7 protein-coding genes and 1 pseudogene are annotated in these 5,634 nt (G+C 70.8%); 7 read left to right on the top strand and 1 reads right to left on the bottom strand.

What is annotated here, in order from left to right; all coding sequences use genetic code 11:
* From ACTHMS_RS13775 to ACTHMS_RS13765, 3 genes and pseudogenes are all read left to right on the top strand, one after another.
* Positions 1-1,093: pseudogene (locus ACTHMS_RS13775) on the top strand (hypothetical protein); the annotation flags it as partial.
* Positions 1,094-1,104: 11 nt separating this feature from the next.
* Entirely contained in the window at positions 1,105-1,695 is a 591-nt protein-coding gene (locus ACTHMS_RS13770) for a hypothetical protein (protein ID WP_440307242.1), read from the top strand.
* A 28-nt stretch (positions 1,696-1,723) separates the two neighbouring features.
* Positions 1,724-2,491: a glucose 1-dehydrogenase gene (locus ACTHMS_RS13765; protein ID WP_440307241.1), complete on the top strand. Its 768-nt coding sequence runs from the start codon at positions 1,724-1,726 to the stop codon at positions 2,489-2,491.
* A 13-nt stretch (positions 2,492-2,504) separates the two neighbouring features.
* Here ACTHMS_RS13765 and ACTHMS_RS13760 read toward each other — a convergent pair whose 3' ends face one another.
* Positions 2,505-2,939 carry a VOC family protein gene (locus ACTHMS_RS13760; protein WP_440307240.1) on the bottom strand — a complete coding sequence of 145 codons (435 nt, stop codon included), beginning with the start codon at positions 2,937-2,939 and terminating at the stop codon, positions 2,505-2,507.
* A gap of 185 nt (positions 2,940-3,124) precedes the next feature.
* On the opposite strand from ACTHMS_RS13760, the gene ACTHMS_RS13755 reads away from it, so the two are divergent.
* The 4 genes from ACTHMS_RS13755 to prcA all read left to right on the top strand — a co-directional run.
* Positions 3,125-3,325: a ubiquitin-like protein Pup gene (locus tag ACTHMS_RS13755; protein WP_440307239.1), complete on the top strand. Its 201-nt coding sequence runs from the start codon at positions 3,125-3,127 to the stop codon at positions 3,323-3,325.
* A gap of 15 nt (positions 3,326-3,340) precedes the next feature.
* Positions 3,341-4,057 (top strand): endonuclease VII domain-containing protein, encoded by a 717-nt coding sequence (locus ACTHMS_RS13750; protein ID WP_440307238.1) that lies wholly within the window; start codon positions 3,341-3,343, stop codon positions 4,055-4,057.
* Between the two features lie 72 nt (positions 4,058-4,129).
* Positions 4,130-4,957: a proteasome subunit beta gene (gene prcB, locus ACTHMS_RS13745; RefSeq protein WP_440307237.1), complete on the top strand. Its 828-nt coding sequence runs from the start codon at positions 4,130-4,132 to the stop codon at positions 4,955-4,957.
* On the top strand, positions 4,954-5,634 hold a 681-nt coding region (gene prcA / locus ACTHMS_RS13740), incomplete at its 3' end, for a proteasome subunit alpha (RefSeq protein WP_440307243.1). The genes prcB and prcA, both read left to right, overlap by 4 nt.

Raw genomic sequence — 5,634 nt, 5'->3', positions numbered from 1 at the left:
CATCAGCAACGGCGGTACCAACCTGCTGAGCGGCGCGGGGAACGGCCTGTGCCAGGCCCTGTCGCCCGACCCGAAGAACTGCCCGAGCCTGCCTGCGACGCCGCCGGTGCCGGTGCCCGCGCAACTCGCGGGCGTCATGACGCTTGCGAACGTGCACAGCGAGAGCACCGTGCAACTGGCGGCGTCGTCGATCACCTCGACCGCCGAGGCGACCGCGTCCGACATCAGTCTGTTCGGCGGCATCATCGGCATCCACGACGTGAAGGTCACCTCGTCGAGCACGAGCAACGGCGTCAGGGCCTCGAACACCGCGCACCTCACGATCGGTGGCGTCACGGTCGCGGGTAAGGACATCGGCCTGGACGAGCAGGGGCTGAACCTCGCCGGCACGTCGGTGCCGGTGCCACAGCTGCCCGACGTGCTCAGCGGGCTCGGCATCTCGTTCCAGTACCAGCCGACCACCAAGAGCGTCGACGGCGCCACGGCGTCGTTCGCGTCGACCGGGCTGGTGATCTCGGTCGACACCGCGCTGGTGAAGCAGGCGCTCGCCCCGCTGACCGGCGCGCTGGCGAACATCCTGAGCCAGATCCCCAACCTGGACCAGGTCACCGCGCTGCTCAACCTCGGCCCGCGGTTCAACTTCCTCATCGGCGACGTCTCGACCACCGCGACGGCCGCGCCGGCGTACGTGCCACCACCGCTCACCGGTGGCGGCAGCACCACGCCCGGGCACGGCTCGACCGGTGGGGGTACGACCGGTGGCGGCGTGGCGGCGGGGGGCACCGGCGGTGGCAGTGACCTCGGTGGTGGCGGCGGCACCGGCACGACCGGCTACACCACCCCGATCAGCTCCGGCACCGGCGCACCCACGACCACGACCGGTGGGGGAGCGCCGACCACCACGGTGGCCCAACCGGCCGCGTTCGGCCTGCCCCCGCTGGGCACGGTGCCGAAGCTGCTCATCCTCGGCGGCCTCGCGTTCGCCGTCGCGCTCGGCTGGGCGTTCCGCACGGCCGGCGGGCTCCTGCTCGGCACAGGGCGCAACTGCGCCTACGGCCTCGACACCGGCGTCCCCGATCTGCGACAGAGTTGAGAGAAGCGACCATGACGTTCGTCAAGGAACCCACCCGCCCCGCGCCGCGGCCGACACCGCAGGCGAACGGCGTGCACGCGGGCGCGCCGGCGCCGCGCGTCAGCAACCCTGCCGCGGCGCGTGACAACCGCTATCGCACGCTGCAGCTGGTGCTGTTCACCGGTGGCGCGGTGCTCATGCCGTTCGGCGTCATCCTCATCTGCGTCGGCTGGTACGGCGCGGCGCACACGAAGTACAGCTACGACCAGTTCCCCTACCTGATCTCGGGCGGGTGTCTCGGGCTGGGCCTGGCCTTCGTCGGCGGCTTCCTGTACTTCGGCGCGTGGTTGGCGAAGGTCGCCAACGACCAGAAGGAGTCGTCGCGGCAGATCGCCGACACCATCCTCGTGCTGGCCGATCTCGTGTCGCGTCAGCAGGCGGGGGTGGCGTCACCCGAGCTCGCCGACGCCGGCGCGGTGCCGGTGCTCGCCGGGCCGGCCGGCACGACGGTGCACCGCCGCGACTGCGCGCTCATCGCGCACCGCGACGACCTGCGCGTGCTCACCGGCACCGAGAGCGGCCTGACCACCTGCCGGGTGTGCAGGCCCGACGTCCACCTCTGACCCTCGACACACGAAGGCGGAAGCTCGCATGGGAGATCTCGACGGCAAGGTCGCGCTCATCACCGGCGCCGCGCGCGGACAGGGCGCGGCCGCCGCGCGCGCGTTCGTCCGCGAGGGCGCGCGGGTGGTGATCGCCGACGTCTCGGACGACGCGGGCAAGGCCCTCGCCGACGAGCTCGGCGAGGCGGCCTACTACCGGCATCTCGACGTGTCGTCCGAGGACGACTGGACCTCCGCGGTGGCCGACGCCGTGCGCACCTTCGGTGCCCTGCACGTGCTGGTGAACAACGCCGGCGTGCTGCACTTCTCGGCGGTCGCCGACACCGCGCTCGCCGACTACGAGCGCGTCGTGCGTATCAACCAGTTCGGCTGCTTCCTCGGCATGAAGACCGCCATCCCGGCGCTCAAGGCCGCCGGCGGGGGATCGATCGTCAACGTCTCCTCCGTCGAGGGGCTGGCCGGCATGCCCTTCACCGTTGCCTACGCGTCGTCGAAGTTCGCCATCCGCGGCATGACCAAGGTCGCCGCGCTCGAGCTCGGCCCGGACAACATCCGGGTCAACTCGGTGCACCCGGGCATGATCGACACCAAGATGGTGCAGGACGCGATCGGCGGCGGCGCCGAGGTCGACCTCAGCCCGGTGACCAAGAAGCTGGCGCTGCGGCGGATGGGGCGGTCGGAGGAGATCGCCGAGCTGGTGCTCTTCCTCGCCAGCGACCGCAGTTCCTACTGCACCGGCGGCGAGTTCGTCGCCGACGGCGGCTCGACGGCGACGCACGCGCTCAACATCAGTTGAGTACGTTCGGCGGTCAGGGGAGTTGCGCCAGCCCGCGCTCGTCGAGCGGCCAGTGCGGGTTGTGCGCGAGTTCCCACAGGTGGCCGTCGAGATCGGCGAAGTAGCCGTTGTAGCCACCCCAGTCGGTCGCCTCGGCCGGCCGGGCGATGCTGCCGCCCGCGGCGACCGCGGCGGCGAGACCTGCGTCGACGTCCTCCCGGCTCGGGAGGTTGATTGCGAGGGCGACGCCGCGGAAGGCGGTGCCGCCGTTCGCCGGCGCGGCGGTGTCGGCCCGCAGGCTCTCGTCGCCCCAGAGCGCGACCGTGGCGCCGGCGGTCCTGAAGAAGCTCACGTCGCCCGGCACGGACGCAGGCGACAGCGGCCAGCCGAGCCGCTCGTAGAAGGCGGTGGCCGCGGCGACGTCGCGCACGCCGAGGGTGACCAGGCCGAGCACGGGCGGAACGCTCATCGCCCGACCGTAGCGGCTGCCCGGCGGCGCCGCGGCGGCTCATCCGGCGCGTCCGACCGGCCGATCCACAGGACGGGAAACTGTCACACCCGCGGGCTAGGGTGGCGACATCAACGCGACACCGCGTCGCACTGACAGGCAAGGGGTGCGGGCCGCCCGGGTCCGCCGCAGGTGCAGGAGGAAGCATGCCGACTCAGGACAGCGGGCAGAGTCGTCCGCGCAAGCAGGAGGACGAGGTCGAGGAGGTCCAGGCCTCCAGCGACGTCGCCGAACGGCACGAGAAGTTGACCGAGGACGTCGACGCCATTCTCGACGAGATCGACGACGTTCTGGAATCGAATGCCGAGGATTTCGTCAGGGCGTTCGTCCAAAAAGGCGGGGAGTGATCCGGTTCCTCCGAAATGTCCGAAGCGCCGGAAAAGAAGTTCTGCCCTGATTGTCAGGAGGAGAAGCCGGCCAGCGCCTTCACGCGCGATTCCCGTCGCCGAGACGGCTTGGCGTTCTATTGCACGCTCTGTCGACGCGCCCGCGATGAGGCGAGTCGCCGGAAGCGGCTGAGCCCGAGGAAATTGAAGCAGCGGCCACGAGATCTCCGTGTGCCGGACGGGCACCGTTGGTGCCCGGATTGCGAGCAGGTCAAGCCACAGGATCAATTCCCGCGCAATCGCAGCACGACCGATGGTTACGGCTCCTATTGCAAGCCGTGCTTCAACATCCGCACCAAGGTGTCGGTCGAGCGACATGGTGGCAATCGGAACTATCAATTGCGCCGCAGGTATGGCATCACGGTCGAGCATTTCGACACGATGTTCGCCGAACAGCACGGCCTCTGCGCGATCTGCCGCGCGGCGCCGGCCGAGCATGTCGACCACGACCACGTGACCGGCCGCGTCCGGGCGCTGCTCTGCTTCAACTGCAACGGCGCGCTCGGCCAGTTCCGCGATCGGCCCGACCTCATGCTCGCGGCGATCGAGTACCTGCGCAGGCACTCCGAGCAGCCGCTCGCCGAGCTGCCGCCGTATTCGCTCCTCCTCGGCCTCGACGGCGGCTTCGACGAGACCAACCGGCCCGAACCGCCCGGCACGCCCGGCGGTCCGGACGACGTCTGCGCGGCCTGACCGCGCCGACGAGCGTCCGACCCGCGACTGAGTAGGGTCGACGGCGACGTCCAGACGCGAGCAGGAGGCAGCGTGAACCATGACCGAGCCGGTGGTCCGACCGGGATCCTCCGCTTCGCCACCGCACCCGGTTCCTCGTCGTTCACCGAGTTCCTCGCGGCCGCGGCGCCCGAGTTGATGCCGGGCAAGGTGCCCGACGGCGCGGTCATCACGCACGGCACCACGATCGTGTCGCTGATCTACGCCGACGGTGTCGTGATGGCCGGCGACCGACGCGCCACGGCGGGCAACCTGATCGCCCAGCGCGACATCGAGAAGGTCTTCGCCACCGACGACTACTCGCTGGTGGGCATCGCCGGCGCCGCGGGCATGGCGGTCGAGATCGTCCGGCTCTACATCGTCGAGCTCGAGCACTACGAGAAGATCGAGGGCACGCAGCTGACCCTCGACGGCAAGGCGAACCGGCTGGCCACGATGATCCGCGGCAACTTGGCCGAGGCGATGCAGGGCCTCGCCGTCGTGCCGCTGTTCGCCGGCTACGACCCCGACGCCACCGACCCGGCCGAGGCGGCGAAGATCTACAGCTTCGACGTCACCGGCGGCCGCTATCCCGAGCAGTACTACCACTCGATCGGCTCGGGCTCGCTGTTCGCGCGCGGTGCCCTGAAGAAGCTCTGGCGCCCCGGCCTCGACCGCGCCGCGGCGGTGCGCGTGGCCGTCGAGTCGCTCTACGACGCCGCCGACGACGACTCCGCCACGGGCGGCCCGGACATCACCCGCGGCATCTACCCGGTCGTCCGCCTCGCCACCGCGAACGGCACCGAGCGGGTGGGCGACGACGAGCTCGCCGCCACCGTCCGCGCCATCCTCGACGACCGCGCCGCCCGGCCGGGCAGCTGACCGGGGGACTTGACAGGAGCCTGCCGTTGTATGCCTCGGCCGAGCAGATCATGCGCGACCGCTCCGAGTACGCGCGCAAGGGCATCGCGCGCGGACGTGGGGTCGTCGTGCTGACCTACGCCGACGGCGTCCTCTTCGTCGCCGAGAACGCCAGCTCGGCGCTGCACAAGGTCAGCGAGATCTACGACCGCATCGGCTTCGCCGGCGTCGGCAAGTACAACGAGTACGAGAACCTGCGGGTCGCCGGCATCCGCCTGGCCGACCTGCGCGGCTACAGCTACGACCGCCGCGACGTCACGGCCCGTGCGCTGGCGAACGCCTACGCGCAGACCCTCGGCTCGATCTTCACCGAGCAGCAGAAGCCTTACGAGGTCGAGATCTGCGTGGCCGAGGTCGGCGCGACGCCCGACGACGACCAGCTGTACCGCCTCACCTACGACGGCACGATCGTCGACGAGCCGGACTTCCTGGTGATGGGCGGCCCGGCCGAGGCGCTGAACGCCAAGGTGAAGGAGACCTTCGTCGCCGGGCAGTCGCTCGAGGACGCCCTGCGCATCGCCGTCGACGCCCTCGGCAGCGTCGGCGGGGCGAACGGTGCGCCGCGCGAGCTGCCGGCCGCCCAGCTCGAGGTGGCGGTGCTCGACCGCACCCGTCCGAAGCGGAAGTTCAAGCGGATC

This window comes from Jatrophihabitans sp., from assembly GCF_051960575.1.
Lineage (GTDB): Bacteria > Actinomycetota > Actinomycetes > Mycobacteriales > Jatrophihabitantaceae > JBQCEE01.
Note: the sequence above shows the minus strand (reverse complement) of the source record. Positions and strands in the feature narration are given on the sequence as shown.

Excerpts from the sequence above, each read along its gene's own strand:
- ACTHMS_RS13770 (WP_440307242.1), top strand. The coding sequence starts at position 1,105 with ATGACGTTCGTCAAGGAACCCACCCGCCCCGCGCCGCGGCCGACACCG.
- ACTHMS_RS13765 (WP_440307241.1), top strand. The coding sequence starts at position 1,724 with ATGGGAGATCTCGACGGCAAGGTCGCGCTCATCACCGGCGCCGCGCGC.
- ACTHMS_RS13760 (WP_440307240.1), bottom strand. The coding sequence starts at position 2,939 with ATGAGCGTTCCGCCCGTGCTCGGCCTGGTCACCCTCGGCGTGCGCGAC.
- ACTHMS_RS13755 (WP_440307239.1), top strand. The coding sequence starts at position 3,125 with ATGCCGACTCAGGACAGCGGGCAGAGTCGTCCGCGCAAGCAGGAGGAC.
- ACTHMS_RS13750 (WP_440307238.1), top strand. The coding sequence starts at position 3,341 with ATGTCCGAAGCGCCGGAAAAGAAGTTCTGCCCTGATTGTCAGGAGGAG.